Source organism: Streptomyces sp. NPDC048734 (genome assembly GCF_043198675.1).
Taxonomy (GTDB): domain Bacteria; phylum Actinomycetota; class Actinomycetes; order Streptomycetales; family Streptomycetaceae; genus Streptomyces.
Genome location: NZ_JBICUZ010000002.1, coordinates 587,700 through 602,122 on the forward strand (window position 1 = coordinate 587,700; position 14,423 = coordinate 602,122).

At 70.5% G+C, this 14,423-nt stretch carries 12 protein-coding genes; 10 read left to right on the plus strand and 2 right to left on the minus strand.

Translation table 11 applies throughout. From position 1 onward, the window contains the following. Positions 1 to 417: 417 nt before the first annotated feature. Positions 418 to 1,029, minus strand: coding sequence for a response regulator transcription factor (locus ACGFQC_RS07840; RefSeq protein WP_003948568.1), 612 nt, complete (start codon positions 1,027 to 1,029; stop codon positions 418 to 420). 379 nt (positions 1,030 to 1,408) lie between these two features. Here ACGFQC_RS07840 and ACGFQC_RS07845 point away from each other — a divergent pair, with 379 nt between their 5' ends. Further along, positions 1,409 to 1,735, plus strand: coding sequence for a WhiB family transcriptional regulator (locus ACGFQC_RS07845; RefSeq protein ID WP_363089101.1), 327 nt, complete (start codon positions 1,409 to 1,411; stop codon positions 1,733 to 1,735). A 186-nt stretch (positions 1,736 to 1,921) separates the two neighbouring features. Here ACGFQC_RS07845 and ACGFQC_RS07850 read toward each other — a convergent pair whose 3' ends face one another. Then, the gene (locus ACGFQC_RS07850) at positions 1,922 to 2,818 is read right to left on the minus strand and encodes a LysR family transcriptional regulator (RefSeq protein WP_363089100.1); all 897 of its coding nucleotides are present in this window, start codon (positions 2,816 to 2,818) and stop codon (positions 1,922 to 1,924) included. A gap of 93 nt (positions 2,819 to 2,911) precedes the next feature. Between ACGFQC_RS07850 and ACGFQC_RS07855 the strand changes: the two genes are divergently transcribed. The 9 genes from ACGFQC_RS07855 to ACGFQC_RS07895 all read left to right on the plus strand — a co-directional run bounded on the left by ACGFQC_RS07855 (position 2,912) and on the right by ACGFQC_RS07895 (position 14,417). Then, positions 2,912 to 3,580, plus strand: a complete 669-nt coding sequence (locus ACGFQC_RS07855) for an MOSC domain-containing protein (RefSeq protein ID WP_363089099.1) — start codon at positions 2,912 to 2,914, stop codon at positions 3,578 to 3,580. Positions 3,581 to 3,677: 97 nt separating this feature from the next. After that, the gene (locus tag ACGFQC_RS07860; RefSeq protein WP_363089098.1) at positions 3,678 to 4,451 is read left to right on the plus strand and encodes an SDR family oxidoreductase; all 774 of its coding nucleotides are present in this window, start codon (positions 3,678 to 3,680) and stop codon (positions 4,449 to 4,451) included. Positions 4,452 to 4,596: 145 nt separating this feature from the next. Further along, entirely contained in the window at positions 4,597 to 5,286 is a 690-nt protein-coding gene (locus ACGFQC_RS07865; protein WP_363089097.1) for an ester cyclase, read from the plus strand. 192 nt (positions 5,287 to 5,478) lie between these two features. Continuing rightward, positions 5,479 to 9,900: a BREX system serine/threonine kinase PglW gene (gene pglW, locus ACGFQC_RS07870; RefSeq protein ID WP_363089096.1), complete on the plus strand. Its 4,422-nt coding sequence runs from the start codon at positions 5,479 to 5,481 to the stop codon at positions 9,898 to 9,900. 279 nt (positions 9,901 to 10,179) lie between these two features. Beyond that, entirely contained in the window at positions 10,180 to 10,584 is a 405-nt protein-coding gene (locus tag ACGFQC_RS07875) for a hypothetical protein (RefSeq protein ID WP_363089095.1), read from the plus strand. 257 nt (positions 10,585 to 10,841) lie between these two features. Beyond that, positions 10,842 to 11,069 carry a hypothetical protein gene (locus ACGFQC_RS07880; RefSeq protein ID WP_363089094.1) on the plus strand — a complete coding sequence of 76 codons (228 nt, stop codon included), beginning with the start codon at positions 10,842 to 10,844 and terminating at the stop codon, positions 11,067 to 11,069. A gap of 21 nt (positions 11,070 to 11,090) precedes the next feature. Further along, a complete protein-coding gene (locus ACGFQC_RS07885) occupies positions 11,091 to 11,639 on the plus strand; it encodes a DUF6879 family protein (protein ID WP_363089093.1) in 549 nt (182 codons plus the stop codon). A 35-nt stretch (positions 11,640 to 11,674) separates the two neighbouring features. Next, positions 11,675 to 13,864 (plus strand): tetratricopeptide repeat protein, encoded by a 2,190-nt coding sequence (locus tag ACGFQC_RS07890; RefSeq protein WP_363089092.1) that lies wholly within the window; start codon positions 11,675 to 11,677, stop codon positions 13,862 to 13,864. Further along, on the plus strand, positions 13,848 to 14,417 hold the full coding sequence (locus ACGFQC_RS07895) for a GNAT family N-acetyltransferase (RefSeq protein ID WP_363089091.1): 570 nt from the start codon (positions 13,848 to 13,850) through the stop codon (positions 14,415 to 14,417). Before ACGFQC_RS07890 ends, ACGFQC_RS07895 begins: the two co-directional genes overlap by 17 nt. Positions 14,418 to 14,423 lie beyond the last annotated feature (6 nt).

Genomic DNA, 14,423 nt, shown 5'->3' on the forward strand with positions numbered 1-14,423 from the left:
GACAGGGGGTTCCCGCACATCCTGCACCCCGCGCGAGCAGGGAGGTTCGTCCATTCCCCCGCTCCTGTCCCTGGGATCGGCTTGCTCGAAAAGTCCGCCGTACGGCCCGACGGGGCCGCGACTTCGAAGATCCGGCCCCGGCCCCGGCACCGCACGGCCTCCACCGCCGTCGGCACCCGCGAGAGCCGACGACCGCGACGACCCGGTGGCCTCACCCGCCGGACCCCGCTCACCGGCGGTCCCGTACGTGCCGCCGCTCACCGGAAGCGGTCCGACGGGCGGCCGAGAGCGGGCCGGGGTCGGGCCGGGACGCCCAGGTCCTGTCCGGCGGATCATGCCGGAGACACGGGGTCCGGCACGCCCGTCCGGGCTGCGGGGTGCCGCCGGTTTCCTCCGGCCCGATCCGCCGGGCAGGCCCTAGCGGACCAGGCCCCACCGGAAGCCGAGCGCCACGGCGTGGGCACGGTCCGAGGCGCCGAGTTTCTTGAACAGACGGCGGGCGTGGGTCTTGACGGTGTCCTCGGAGAGGAACAGCTCGCGGCCGATCTCGGCGTTGGAGCGACCGTGGCTCATGCCTTCCAGGACCTGGATCTCACGCGCGGTGAGCGTGGGCGCGGCACCCATCTCGGCCGAGCGCAGCCGCCGCGGGGCGAGCCGCCACGTGGGGTCGGCCAGGGCCTGCGTGACCGTCGCGCGCAGTTCGGCGCGCGAGGCGTCCTTGTGCAGGTAGCCGCGGGCGCCGGCGGCGACCGCGAGCGCGACGCCGTCGAGGTCCTCGGCAACGGTCAGCATGATGATGCGTGCGCCCGGGTCGGCGGACAGCAACCGGCGGACGGTTTCCACACCGCCCAGTCCCGGCATGCGCACGTCCATCAGAATGAGGTCCGAGCGGTCGGCACCCCAGCGGCGGAGGACTTCCTCGCCGTTGGCCGCCGTCGTCACGCGCTCGACGCCGGGCACGGTCGCGACCGCGCGGCGGAGCGCCTCTCGGGCAAGCGGGGAGTCGTCACAGACGAGGACGGAAGTCATGGCCGTCCTCCGCAGCTGATGCGCGTCACCTTGTGCCTCCAGGCTGGTACGTATCGTCACCTGTGCGGTCGACCGTCTCGGACGCTTGCCCGAGCGTTTGTGTTTTCAACCGCCACCGCACACTCAACGATGGTCACTCGAAAGAGTTACGGGGCCGCGTGCATTCTTCGGCACTCTACGTGAGGAGGCGGACACGGCCGGGGGAGCCGCGCGGACCCGCGAGCTTTCCTCGCAACCCGTGCCCCGTTCAGCCCTATTTCTTCCCATTTACTGGTGTCTGAGGCTAGATTCGCAATGAGTCATATTTTCATCTCCTTAGATCGTAGTTGTACGGTCGTGGGCACCGTATCCGCTCAGCACGGCTACAAGGGGTCACGCAATGGCAGATTTCTCCCGCCTTCCCGGACCGAACGCGGACCTGTGGGACTGGCAGCTCCTGGCCGCCTGCCGCGGAGTGGACAGTTCGCTCTTCTTCCATCCCGAGGGCGAGCGCGGGGCGGCGCGGAGCGCTCGCGAGAACTCGGCCAAGGAGGTCTGCATGAGGTGCCCGGTACGCGCGCAGTGCGCGGCGCACGCGCTGGCGGTGAGAGAGCCGTACGGCGTGTGGGGCGGGCTGACCGAGGACGAGCGCGAGGAGCTCATGGGGCGGGCGCGCAACCGCCTGGTACCGGCGTCGGCCGGCGCGAGCGGCGTTTCGAACAACTGAAGGAACGTTTCTCCACACAACTCAGGGCACGCACACGCGCGTGCCCTCATCTCTTGGACGCCCCCACCCGTACGACCCAGCGGCCCTGCGCGACCCCCACGACCCCGCACGACTCCCACCGCCGCGTACGACCCCACCGCCCGGCACCGCCCCCGCACGTCCGCGTATGCCCCCGCTGCCGTACGGCTACCGTGCCGCCGCGCGCGCGAGCTGCTCCAGCGTCGCCGCCACCGCCGGCACCTGGGCCAGGTCGGGCAGGGTGAGCGCGACGACCTCTCGCCGTACCGCCGGCTCCAGGGTCACCGCGCGCGTGCCCCGCGGCCGTACGGACTCGATCGCGAGCTCGGGGAGGACGGCGACGCCGAGGCCCGCGCCCACCAGGCCGGCCACCGCCGGGTAGTCGTCGGTGGCGAAGTCGATGCGGGGGGTGAAGCCCGCGGCCTCGCACACCTCCACCAGCCGGCCCCGGCAGCGCGGGCAGCCGGCGATCCACGGCTCGCGGGCGAGTTCGCCGATGGCGAGGGAGTCCGCGCGTGCGAGCCGGTGGCGTTCGGGCACGAGGGCGACGAGCCGGTCCGTCAGCAGGGGTCGGACGACCAGGTCGGACCACTCCTCGGTGCCCGGGGCGTCCTCGTAGCGGAAGGCGAGGGCGATGTCGCAGTCGCCGGCGCGCAGCTTCTCGACGGACTCGGGCGGTTCGGCCTCCTCCAGCGAGACCCGGGTCCCGGGGTGCGCGGCGCGCAGGGCGGCCAGCGCGGTCGGGACGAGCGCGGAGCTGCCGCTGGGGAAGGAGACGAGGCGGACCCGGCCGGCGCGCAGACCGGCGATCGCGGCGACCTCCTCCTCGGCGGCGGTGAGTCCGGCGAGGATCCCGGCGGCGTGCCGTACGAGGGCCTCGCCGGCCTGGGTCAGCCGCATCTCGCGGCCGCTGCGCACGAGCAGCGGTGTGCCGACGGACGTCTCCAGCGCCTTCATCTGCTGGCTGACCGCGGGCTGCGTGCAGCCCAGCTCGCGGCCCGCCGCCGAGAAGGACCCGGTGGCGGCGACGGCGCGCAGCACGCGGAGATGACGGGCCTCGATCATCCTTCGAGCATAGGCGAGCCGCATAAGGAAGCCTTGGGAAAGGGGGCGGATAATGCGTCGACGCTTTGACCGCCGGTCGCTTAGCGTGCCGCCATGAGGCTTCTGTCCGTCAACGTGGGCCGTCCCAAGGCCGTGCCGTACACCGACCAGCCCGACGGGTTGACCGGTATCGACAAGCGTCCCGTCGAGGGACCGGTGCGGGTGGCCGCGCCCGGTCCGAAGGGCGTCGGCGGGAGCGGGCTCGCCGGGGACGCGGTGTGCCACCTGCGCCATCACGGCGGCAACGACCAGGCGGTGTACGCCGTCGCACGTGAGGACCTGGACGACTGGGAGCGTGAGCTGGGGCGCACGTTCGCCAACGGCGCGTTCGGCGAGAACCTCACCACCACCGGTCTGGACGTGTCCGGGGCGCGGATCGGCGAGCGCTGGCGGATCGGCCCGGAGGTGGTGCTGGAGGTGACGGCGGGGCGGATCCCCTGCCGCACCTTCCAGGGGCACGTGGGTGAGAGGGGCTGGGTCAGGCGGTTCACGCAGAAGGCCGCGACGGGCGCCTACCTGCGGGTGATCACGCCGGGCGAGATACGCGCGGGGGACGCCGTGGAGATCGTCCACCTGCCGGAGCACGGGGTGACGGCCCGGATGGAGTTCCAGGCGACCACCACCCACCGGGAGCTGCTGCCCCGGCTGCTGGCGGCGGGCGAGGCGCTGCACCCGGAGACGCTGGCGGCGGCCCGCGCCCACGTCGAGAGGTACGGGGAGTGAGCCGCCGTCACCGGCGCGGGCGCGCACGGTTCCGTCACTTTCCGCAGGCCGCGTGCACGGAGCGGACGCCCGGACTCCGGGTCACTAACCTTCTGCCATGACAACGGCTCTGATCACAGGTTCGACCGCGGGCATCGGTGCCGCGTTCGCGCGACGGCTCGCGGCGGACGGGAACGACCTCGTCCTCGTCGCCCGGGACACCCAGCGGCTGCGCGAGCAGGCGACCGAGTTGCACGACCGGCACGGCATCGAGGCGGAGGTGCTGACGGCCGACCTGGCCACGGACGGGGGCATCGAGACGGTGGCCGCCCGGCTCGGCGACCGCAGGAACCCCGTCGACCTGCTGGTCAACAACGCCGGCTTCGGCAACAAGGGCCGCTACCTCGACGTGTCGATGGCCGACGAGCTGAGGATGCTCAAGGTGCACTGCGAGGCGGTGCTGCGGCTGACGTCGGCGGCGGCCGGCGCGATGCGGGAGCGGGGGCGCGGGGGCGTCGTCAACGTGGCCTCGGTGGCGGCCTTCGTGCCGCGCGGGACGTACGGCGCCTCCAAGGCGTGGGTCGTGCAGTTCACTCAAGGGGCGGCGAAGGACCTGGCGGGCAGCGGGGTGCGGCTGATGGCGCTGTGCCCGGGGTTCGTGCGCACCGAGTTCCACGAGCGGGCCGGGATGGGCACGGACAACATCCCCGGCTGGATGTGGCTCGACGCGGACAAGCTGGTCGCGGCGGCACTGGCGGACCTGGCGCGCGGGAAGTCGGTGTCGATTCCCGACGCGCGCTACAAGGCGCTGATGGGCCTGGTGAAGGTGACGCCCCGGTCGCTGCTCGGCGGGATCAGCTCGCGGACGGGGCGGAAGTACGGGCCGCAGTAGCGGGTGGCCGCATCCGGGCCCCGGCGGGCGGGCGGACGGGTCGCGGTGGCGGGCGGACGGGTCGCGGTGGCGAGCGGCGGCCTCGGGGCTCCGGTGGGAAAATGGCTCTGACAGGGCCGGACCCAGGGGGGCCGGAGGCGGCGCGATGACCTTCGTACAGCTCATCGATTGCAGGACGAGCCGGTTCGACGAGATGAACCGGCTGATGGACACCTGGGTCGAGAAGACCAAGGGGAAGCGGACGGCGACGCACGCGGTGGTCGGCAAGGACCGGTCGGACGCGTCGCACGTCGTCGAGATCGTGGAGTTCCCCTCCTACGAGGAGGCGATGCGGAACTCGGGCCTGCCGGAGACCGAGAAGATCTTCGACGACATGGTCGCGCTCTGTGACGAGATGCCGACCTTCACCGACCTGGAAGTGGTGCGGGACGAGCAGCTGAACTGCGCGACGGCGCGGGAGTGGTTCGAGCGGGCCGGGACGGTCGACATCGGCGCGATGTTCGAACGGGTGACCGATGACTACGTGGACCACGATCCCGCCAGTCCACAGGACAACGGGCTGGCGGCTGCGCGCGAGGAGTTCGCGGGCTGGCGGCGGGCCTTCGACTTCTCCTTCCGGGTCGACGACCAGATCGCCCAGGGCGACCGGGTGTGCACCCGCTGGACCTGGACCGCCCGGCACGAGGGCGACTTCCTCGGCCTCCCCGCCACCGGCCAGAACGTCGTCATGACCGGCATGACCTGGCAGCGGTTCCGCGACGGGATGATCTGCGAGGGCTGGTGGCAGTACGACCGCGTGGGTCTGATGCGGCAGCTGGGGGTACTCGGGAAGTAGCCCGCGAGGGTCAGTCGAGGGTTCCGTGCCCCGCCCGGCGGGGGACGGAACCCTCCGTCGTCCCCGCGTCGAGAAGGCACGGACCGGCTGTCGTAGGGGGCGACTAGGATTTCCGCCTGCCCTCGGAGGAGGCCCGGGCGGTTCGGCATCAGGATTCCCTCCTCTTCTTCTGTGCCGTTTCGGAGGTGCCCCGTGCCCGCTGTCCCCAAGCCGACAGCCCTCGCTCCGCGGGAGCGCTGGTTCCAGCCCCGGCGATCCGGGTTCCGCTGGGAGCAGGAGGGGTTGGACCACCTGCGCGGACTCATGCCGGCGACCGAGCCGAACCGGGCCTGGGCGACGTTCCAGTTCACCGGGGCGTCGGGCCGGATCAACGAGTGCGACGTGCTGATCGCCGTGCCCGGCGGCCTTTACCTGCTGGAGTTGAAGGGGCACCCGGGCCGGGTGGTGAACCACGGCGACACCTGGCAGTTCCACGGTGACCGCGTGCGCACCGTCCGCAATCCTTTGTATCTGACCGACCTCAAGGCCAAAGAGCTGAAGGGACAGTTGGAACGGGCGGCTCGGGCGTCGGGGATGGACCCTCGGCAGGTTCCGTTCATCAAGCCCGCGGTGTTTTTGCACGACCCTGGACTCGTGAGTCAGCTGGACGAGTTCCAGCGCACCTCGGTGTACGGACTCAACGACGGTGCGAGCGGCCTGCCGAAGATCTGGGACGACCTGCTGGGCCGTCCGCCGGAGCGGGAGAGCTGGCGCATCACACCGGTGATCAGCCAGCGGCTGGAACAGCTGATGCAGAAAATCGGCATCAGCCACTCCACCGCGCATCTGCGCTTCGGAGACGACTGGAAGCTCGAGCCACGGGCCCTCGACGCGGGCCCCGGCTGGGAGGACCGGTTGGCGGTGCGCGACGACCAACTGGTTCAGGAGAGCGGCCGGGTCCGTATATACCTGGCCGGGGCGGCGGCCTCCGACGAGCAGCGCTCGAAGGTGGAGCGGGCGGCCCGCCGCGAGTACCAGGTGCTCCAGGGTGTCAATCACCGTGGGATCGTGCAGGCGGTGCAGATCCGCGAGCACCAGGGCGGGCCGGCGATCCTGTTCCGGCATCGCGAGTCGGACCTGCGGCTGGACGCGTACCTCGACGCGTACGGCGGGCAGCTCACCCCTGTACTGCGTCTCGATCTGGTGCGGCAGCTCGCCGAGGCGGTGCGGTACGCGCACAACCGGTCCCTCTACCACCGCGCGCTGGCCGCCCGGTCGGTATACGTCTCCGCGCGGGAGGACGGCAGCGAGCCGGTCCTGCGGATCGCCGACTGGCAGACCGCGGCCCGCGACTTCGAGACGACGTTGCACCGCTCCCTCGGTGACACTCCGCTGGACGCGGGACTCATCGCGGACACGGCGCAGGTCTATCTGGCACCGGAGACGGACCAGGAGTTCGCCGATCCGGTGGACCTGGACGTGTTCGGCCTCGGCTCCCTCACGTATTTGTTGCTCACGGGGCGTCCGCCGGCGGACCGTCGCAGCGCGCTGCTGGAGCGGCTCCAGAGCGACAAGGGGCTTCATCCGTACGCCGTCTCCGATTCCGTCTCGGCCGCCCTGGACCACCTGGTCTTCCGGGCCACGGCCGCCGATGTCCGGGACCGCCCGGCGTCCGTGGACGAGTTCCTGGAGCTGCTGGCCGCGGCCGAGGCGGACGCCGCGGTTCCGCAGCCGTCGGGTGGTCCTGCCGCCGACCCTCTGACCGTGCAGCCGGGGCAGCCGCTGGACGGCGAATGGACCGTCCTGCGGGTTCTGGGGACAGGGGCCACAGCCCGTGCACTACTGGTCCGCCGTACCGCCGCGGAGGACGGCGAGAACTCCCTCCGGGTCTTCAAGGTCGCCCTGGACCAGGAGAAGGACGCGCGGCTGCTCGCGGAGGCGAAGGCGCTGAAGGAAGTGGGCGGCGGGCAGATCGTGAAGCTGCTCGCCGAACCGCGTGAGCTGGCGGGGCACACCGTCCTGGAGATCGAGTACGCGGGTGGTTACCGCGCGCGGGACGATCGTGAGCCGGTGAGTCTCGGCTCCCGGCTGCGCGACCAAGGCCCGCTGGGATACGACCAGTTGGAGCGGTTCGGCAACGACCTGTTCCTCGCCCTGGACTCCCTCGCCGCGCGCGGGGTGCGGCACCGGGACATCAAGCCGGACAACCTCGGGCTCTTCAAGCGCGGTGACGGTTCCTGGCAGCTCATGCTGTTCGACTTCTCCCTGGCCGACGCCCCGGACCAGGACCTGCACGCGGGCACGCGCGGATACCTCGATCCGTTCCTGGGGAGCGCGGGGCGATCGCGTTACGACGACCATGCCGAGTGGTACGCCGCAGCCGTCACCCTGCACGAGATGGCCTCCGGGGAGCGGCCCGTGTGGGGAGACGGTCAGGGTGATCCGCGCATGGTCGCCGACGCGGCACTGCACGTGTCGGCGGAGTTGTTCCCGCAGGCGCTCAGCGAGGGTCTGAAGGAGTTCTTCGAGCGGGCACTGCACCGGGACGTGGAGCAGCGGTACGACAGCCTGCGGCAGGTCCAGGAGGCGTGGCGGCAGGTTTTCCGCAGGGCCGACGCGACCCGCCCCGCGACGACTCCGGCCACGGTCGGCATCAGCACGGAGGACTTGGAGGACGCCCGTGAGCAGGCGGCCGAGGCCGCTGGTCTGAGGACACCTCTTGCGGCAGCCGGTCTGTCCCCCCGTGCCGTGTCGGTCGCCGAGAGCCTGAAGGCCCACACGGTCGAGCAGCTCCTGGACATCCCTCCCCACCACATCTCCCGGGCCCGCGGCGCCGGCAATGCGATCCGCAAGGAGCTGAACCGCCGCCACCGCCAGTGGACGCAGGCGCTGCGCCGCCGCGCCGGCGTGAAGAAGCCGGTGGCTCTGGAGCCGGACGCGCCGGAAGAGGTGCTGGAGTCGGTCGACACGCTGGCCGCGCGCCTCACGCCGCCGGAGGGCAAGCGCCGTACCCGGCCGCGTTCCGACGTGGTCCGTGCGACGTTGCAGCTCCCGGGTGTGCTGGAGGCCGGTGAGGCGCTGGAGCCGTGGCCGGCGCAGAGCCAGATCGCGAAGGCTCTGGGGGTCAGCCAGCCGACGGTGTCCGGCAATCAGCAGGCGGCGGTCGAGCAGTGGGCCGAGCTGCCGTGGCTCGCGCGGGTGCGGGACGAACTGGTGGCGATCCTGGCCGACCGGGACCGGGTGTCCACGGCGGAGGAACTGGCGTCTGAGCTGCGTGCCCGGCACGGCGCGGGCGCCGGTGATCCGATCGAGGCTCAGGCCAAGGCGCTGGCCGTGGTGCGGGCCGCCGTCGAGACGGAGATCCGCAAGCGGGGCGACGAGGAGTCCGACGCGCAGGGCTCCGATCCGGGCGAGGCATCGGCGCGGTTCGCGGTGCAGCGCCGTGGCGGCCGGGTGGTCGTCGCGCTGGAGGACCAGCCGGGGGCCGACGACCCGACGCCCGCGGAACTCTCTGACTACGCGGCAGAATTGGGCGAGCGGGCCGCGGACCTGGCCGGACGCGATCCGTTGCCCGGTCGTGCCACCGTGCTCCGGGAGCTGCGTGCCGTGCCGGTTCCGGAGGGTATGCCCCCGCTCGCCGACACCCGCCTGGTGGAACTGGCCGCCTCCATGGCGGGCGGTGTGGCCGTCTCACCCCGGCTGGAACTGTTCCCCCTCGCCCTCGGGCTGGCCCGTGCCCTGCGTATCTCCCAGGCGCCGGCGGGCGTACGTTCCGACACCGGCATCACCACGACCGACCTGTTGTCCCGGGTCCGAGCCAGGTTCCCCGGCCTGGCGGTGCTGGAGGAGACGACGTACGTGGAGCTGGCGGAGGCGCTGGCCGAGTCCGGGTTCCCCCTGGTCTTCGACCACGCCAGGCGTCGTTTCCTCCCGCAGGCCCAGGACGGTACGCGCAGTCGCGCGGGCGTGCCCTCCTCGGTGGTCACCAGCACGAGTTCCTTGTACGCGGCGGCCCAGGGTCGGATCGCCGAGGGCCGGGACCCACGTGAAGTGCTGTCCGCGCGGCTGACGGAGGCCCGCCGCCACGGCGGTTTCCTGGCGCTGACCTTGAAGGGGGCGGAACTGCCAGGTGTAGCCGGACCTCTGACGGAGCGGTACGGCACCACGGCCGTGCCGTTGAACACGATGTTCCTGGACGCACTGAAGGAGCTGGCCGAGGAACAGGGCGTGCGCTGGCAGGCGCTGCTCAAGGCGGACGCCAAATACGCGGCGACCGGCGCGATGGGCGCGGCGCTCGCCTCGTACACACGGCTGGCGGCCGAGCGGGTGCGGCAGCGAGTGGTGGAGCTGGCGGAGGGCTCCGGTCCGCGTTCCGTCCTGCTGGTCCACGAGGCCGGTCTGGTCGCGCGGTACTGGGAGGCCGGGGGCCGGGAGCTGCTGGCGGCGCTCCAGCAGTCGGCCCGGCGCCCCGCCGACGCCCCGCACGGGCTGTGGCTGCTGCTGCCGGTGGAGGACCCGCGCGCCACGCCCACGCTGGACGGGCGGACGGTGGAGGTGGTGGACCGGGCGACGGAGTGGGAAGTGCTGGACGGGCTGTTCCTCAAGGGTCTGCGGTTGCCCGGTTCGGCGGCCTGATCAATCGTTGCGGAGGTCTCCCGCGAGACCTCCGCAACACAAGGGCATCAGCAGACGGAAGAGCCCTGCGCCGCGGATGCGGGCATGAACCGCTCGCATCCGCGCCCCCTCCCGTTGCGTGACGTTTCGCCACTTCATGCGTGTCACAGCGCCGCTCAGGCACTTCCGCAAGACCCCGGACAGAGTCCGCACGAACTGCTATACATCCCATACGGTCCGTAATCGACAAGGGGTGGGGATCGGATGGATCCGATTTCGGCGGCGCTTCTCGTGGCACTCGTGAGTGGCGCCGGAGGCGCCGCGGGCACACAGGCGTGGACGGCGCTCGGCAGGCTGGTGCGTCAGCCGTTCCGGCGAGCCGATCAGACTCTCGACGAGGAGCCGACCCCGGCGCTGAGGGAGTTGGAAGATTTCGAGGCCGGCCCCCAGGACGCGGGTCGGGCACGGACGCTCGCCGACGCGCTGGAGCGACGGGCGGCTCACGACCCGGACTTCGCCCGCGCCCTGAGGCCATGGCTGGATACGGCGCGTGCGGCGGCGGCGGAGGCCGGAGACGTGCACAACACCGTCAGCGGCGGATCACAGGGAAACGTTCTGCAGCTGCGGGACCTGCACGGTTCCGTGTCGTTCGGCAGTCCTTCCGCACCGGAACCGGACGCCACGACCGGAGAGCGGAACGACTGAGCGGCATCCGACCTCGACATCACGCGCCGGACCGTCCGCCACAGGATTCGAGACGGACAACCGTCGCATCAAAACTCACATCCGAACTCACGGCACACACATCCGAACCCTTGAAAACATTACATATTAACTTGAGCGAGAAGCGAAATCGGCCAAGTTTCCCGGACACTCCATCGGGCTGTGATAAATCTTGACGTGCCACATTCCCGAACTCTAGCCTTGCGTGAGCCGAGATTTCCATCCAGACAGGGGCGGGGATGAAACTCACCAAGCTGTACAAGGATCAGGGGTCGGGCGGAAACGGCTGTCCCACGGTCTACCTGAGTGAGACCGGCGAACTGGTCGTCCAGGGGCACGTTGTGGATGGCGCGACCTTCGCGGAACTGGAGAACGTCCTTCCGGGAGAGGGCGCCGTCCGTATCTCCGCGGACGTCGTGATCGGCGCCGTGGAGCAGTACCACAGTCGACACAGTGAGGGGCGGTAGGTGGGACGCAGGTTCTCTTCCTTGGCGGACGAGGAATTCAACCGTCTGTTCACCGACTTCAAGTACACGGCTTATCGTCTGGAATCCCTCCAGCGGTACGACGTGTCCTACGAGCAGAACGAGTTCGCACGCTTCCTGTCGGGTGAGTCGAGGGGCGAGTTCCCCGGCATCGCGGAGTGGATCGACGGCACCGTCACCAAGGCGGTGGCGGCGGGGAAGATCCTGAGCCGGGTACACGTAGTCGAACTGCCGATGTCCGACTACGTCCGCTTCGAATGTGCGTGGGCGTACGAGCACACGGTCGAAGCCGGTGAGGACGTACGGATCCTCCCCGTGCCCCGCCAGGAGTGGCCGTCGGAGCTACCGCACTACGACTACTGGCTCTTCGACTCCACCCAACTGGTGGCGATGCACTACGAGGAAGACGGACGCTTTTCGTCCGCCGAGATCATCGACGACCCGCAACGGATCGTGGAGGCGAACTACTGGCGCGACGTGGCCCAGGCCTCGGCCGTCCCTTACCGGGAGTTCGCCCGCACCCATCAAGCCCGGTCGAGCGTGTCGGGCTGAACGGACACGCGGGTCACGGAGACCGGACCGGACGCATGGGCGAAGAGCCGACATCCGTCTCGAACGAGTTCTCCGGCGGCGACAGCGACGTGGTGGTCCAAGCCGGGACCGTGCACGGCGGAATACACGTACACGGCTCCGGCCGCTCGTTCCCTCCGCCCCGTCAGCTTCCCTACGGAGTGCCGGGATTCGTCAACCGGGTGCACGAGCTGACCGCACTGAACGCCCTGCACCCACGGCCCGCCGACGAGGACGGGCCGGCCGTCGTGACGGCGATCACCGGAGGCCCGGGAGTGGGAAAGACCGCGCTCGCACTGCACTGGGCGCACAAGGTCCGCCGGCATTTCGTTGACGGCGATCTGTACATCGACATGCGCGGATACAACAGCGGCAATGCGCTGGGACCCGAGCAGGCCCTGACCTCCTTTCTCCGGAGTCTTGGCGTGGAGGCGGACCGCATTCCGATCGACGAGCAGGAATGCGCCGCATTGTTCCGGTCGATGGTGTACGGGAAGAAAATCCTGATATTCATCGACAATGCTTCTTCCGTCAAGCAGATCAGACAGGTAATTCCCGCCTCGCGCTCCAGCCTCGTACTGATCACCAGTCGAAGTAGGCTGTCCGGTCTTGTGGCGCGGGAGGGAGCAGCGCGTGTGACACTCGACGTACTGTCACCGCAGGAGTCGGTGCGATTGCTGCGTGAGGTGATCGGGCCCTTACGGGTCGACTCGGAGCCCGAGGCGGCCCGGCGAGTGGCCCAGCTCTGTGGTTGCCTTCCCCTGGCCTTGCGCGTCGTGGGGGAGCGCGCGGCCGGACGATCGCTGCTCTCGCTGGAAGAACTCGTCGGAGAGCTCGTCCAGGAACAGGATTTCCTCGACGCACTGGCCGACCGGGAGGACGAACTCAGCGATGTGCGTGCCGTCTTCTCGTGGTCCTACAAAGCGCTGACGGAGGAGTCCAGGAGGGCTTTCCGGCTCCTGGGTCTGCACGAGGGGAGAACACTCTGCAGCAGCTCCGCGGCAGCGCTTCTCGCCGTCACCCCGTCGGCCGCGCGGCGAAGACTGGGTGAACTCACCGACGTCCATCTTCTCCAGGAGGCCGCCAGGGACAGATACCGCATGCACGATCTGCTGCGTTCCTATGCGGTGGAGCAACTGTCCGCCGAAGAGCCACGGGAAGACAGGACGCGGGCCGTGCGCCGGGTTCTCACCTGGTACCTGCTCAGCGCCGACGCGGGACGGAAGGCGATTCTTCCGTACTCCCACTCCATCCCCCTGGTACCCGCGGGCGAGCAGGTGCGGCCGGTCGAGCGTTTCGACGGGGCCGCCGACGCGATGCGGTGGTTCGATACCGAGCGCGAGAACCTGCTCTCCGCGTTGCGGCAGGCGGTCGCCTGGGGACAGTACGACATCGCGTGGATGTTGCCCGTGGTGGCCGACGGATTCTTCGAGCTCGGAGCCCACTGGTCGGACTGGAAGCACGTCCACGAGCTCGGGCTGGAAGCCGCCCGACTGGTCGGGAACCGGCTGGGAGAGGCCTCGAACCTGTTGTGCCTGGGTGATGTGAGCTGGCGGTCAGGGGTGTACGGCGTCGCCGCCGAGAACTACCGGCGGGCCGCGGGGCTCAGCCGGGACATCGACGATCCCTGGCTGCTGGGGTTCTCGCTGCGAGGTCTGGGGCTGGTGGCCCTGGAGCAGGGTGACGCCGGCGCCCGGGCGCACTTCGAAGCCGCACTGGCCGTGTTCCGGGAGCACGGGGTCCGGCGAGGCGAGGGAATGAGTCTGCTCAGTCTCGCGGCGTGTGCCCGTGCCCGCGGCAACCACGCGGAGGCCGCCGCGCTCTGCCGCCAGGCCCTCGGCATCTTCCGCTCGATCGACGACCGCTGGAGTGAGGCATGGGGCGCGCTCCCCCTCGCCGACAGTCTCGGCGAGCTGGGTGAGCTTCACGAAGCGGAGGAGTGCCTCGGGCGGGCCCTGGGAACATTCCGCGAGTTCACCGACCGGCGCAGCGAGGCGTCGACGCTGCGGAGTCTGGGCGATGTGTCCCTGGCAGGTGGCGAGCCGCACGCCGCACGTGACTTGTGGAGGCAGGCCGCGGCCCTCTACGAGGAGCTCGGCGACGCCCTCTCCGACGTCCTGCGGAGGCAGGCGGAGGAACTCATCGACGCCAGGAGCGGGGAAAGGGACGGAGAGGGGGATGGGGAGGGCCGTGGCGGAGCCGGATGAGGTCATGGTCGAGGGCGGCGGACAGGAGTCGGCCGAAGACTGGTTCCGCCGCATCTGCGACCTGCACGACGGGGTCTTCTCCGCCGAGCCGTTCGCCTGGGTTGCGGAGATGTCCCGGGAGCACGGGGAGGAACTCGGGGACCTGATGACGGTTCCGGGTTTCCGGCTGGCCGTGGCCAGGCAACGGGAGCGCCTCGTCGGGTACGCCTACGGTCATCCGCTCCCCGCCGACCACGGCTGGTGGCGCGACTTCGTCCGTCCGCTCCCCGCCGACCTGGTACGGGAATGGCCGGGTCGGACCTTCGCGGTCATCAGCTTGGCGGTCCTCCCCGAACAGCGTGGCCGGGGCACGGGGGGACGGCTGATGGAGACGCTCCTGCGCGATCGCGAGGAGCAGCGCGCGGTCCTCTCGGTGCAGCCCACCGCCCTCGCCACGCAGGGCCTCTACCGGCACTGGGGGTGGAAGAACATCGGCAGGAAGGGTCCTCTGGCCGGTGTCACACCGCCCTACTGGGACATCTACGTCCGCGACCTGAGTGTCTCGCACCAGTAGGGGGAC